Genomic DNA, 1,139 nt, shown 5'->3' with positions numbered 1-1,139 from the left:
CTGTCCCAGTCGAGCGTTTTACGTGGGCGTCCGTTGAGCTTCTGGGCCACGATTTCCAGGTCTTCGGGTGAATGGACGGAAAGATCGGTTCCTTTGGGGAAGTACTGCCGCAGCAGCCCGTTGGTGTTCTCGTTCGATCCGCGCTGCCAGGGGCTGGCCGGGTCGCAGAAGTAGACGGGCATGCCGGTGGCCATGCTGAAAGACCGGTGCCGGGCCATTTCCACGCCCTGGTCCCAGGTCAGTGACCCGCGCAGGTGAGCCGGGAGGGTGTTCATCACTTTGACCAGCCCGTCCCTGACGGTCTCGGCACTGTGGTCTCCGGGCAGGTGGACCAGCATCACGTACCGGGTGCTGCGCTCGACCAGGGTGCCGATCGCGGAACGGTTATGCGCACCGGTAATCAGGTCCCCTTCCCAGTGACCGGGCACGGCCCGGTCTTCGACCAGGGCGGGGCGCTCGGAAATCATCAGGGCCTCATCGATGAACCGGGGGCGGCGCTTGTCCGGTTCCCGGTGCCCTACCCGCCGTGCCCGGCCGGTACGCAGCGCGGACTGAACCTCACGCTTGAGCCCGCCGCGTGCCTGGAAGTAAAGGCTCTGGTAAATCGTTTCGGTGCTCACACGCATCTCCTGGTCATCGGGAAAATCTGAGACCAGCTTCTTCGAGATCTGCTCCGGGGACCATTGAAGCACCAGGCCGGCCTGAACATACTCCCGCAGCCTGCCCGGGACAGCGAGCTTCGCCGTTTTCGGGCGAAGCCTGCGCCCGGCAGCGAGGCGGTGCGCAGCATGAGGCAGGTATCCCAGGTCCCCGGCAGTGTTCCGGGCCAGTTCCCGGCTGATCGTCGAGGCAGGCCTGCCCAGCATCCTGCCGATACCGCGTACTGATTCACCGGCACGGCGCAGGTCCTGGATCTGTTCCCGCTCGGTCAGGGACAGGCACCGGCCGTTACCCGGGGTCACGGGCAGCTCGGAAAAAGGGTTCACCGCATCGTTGTATCCGGTTCCGGCCCCGCGGGCACGGAAGCGTGCCCCGGCCCGGGAGCGTGTCAGCCAGCGCCGCGCGCGCTCAGGCTCAACACCAATCTTCCGGGCAGCATCACCCAGCGGCATTCCATCCTGCAGCAACGCGAAGAACTC

1 protein-coding gene is annotated in these 1,139 nt (G+C 65.8%); it reads right to left on the bottom strand.

Annotated elements, in window-relative coordinates; all coding sequences use genetic code 11:
• The coding region (locus NGB94_RS16690; protein ID WP_325791840.1) for an IS30 family transposase at window positions 1–1,112 on the bottom strand (1,112 nt) is incomplete at its 3' end.
• Window positions 1,113–1,139: the final 27 nt, after the last annotated feature.

Source organism: Arthrobacter koreensis, assembly GCF_035792275.1.
Taxonomy (GTDB): Bacteria; Actinomycetota; Actinomycetes; order Actinomycetales; family Micrococcaceae; genus Arthrobacter_B; species Arthrobacter_B koreensis_A.
Note: the sequence above shows the minus strand (reverse complement) of the source record. Positions and strands in the feature narration are given on the sequence as shown.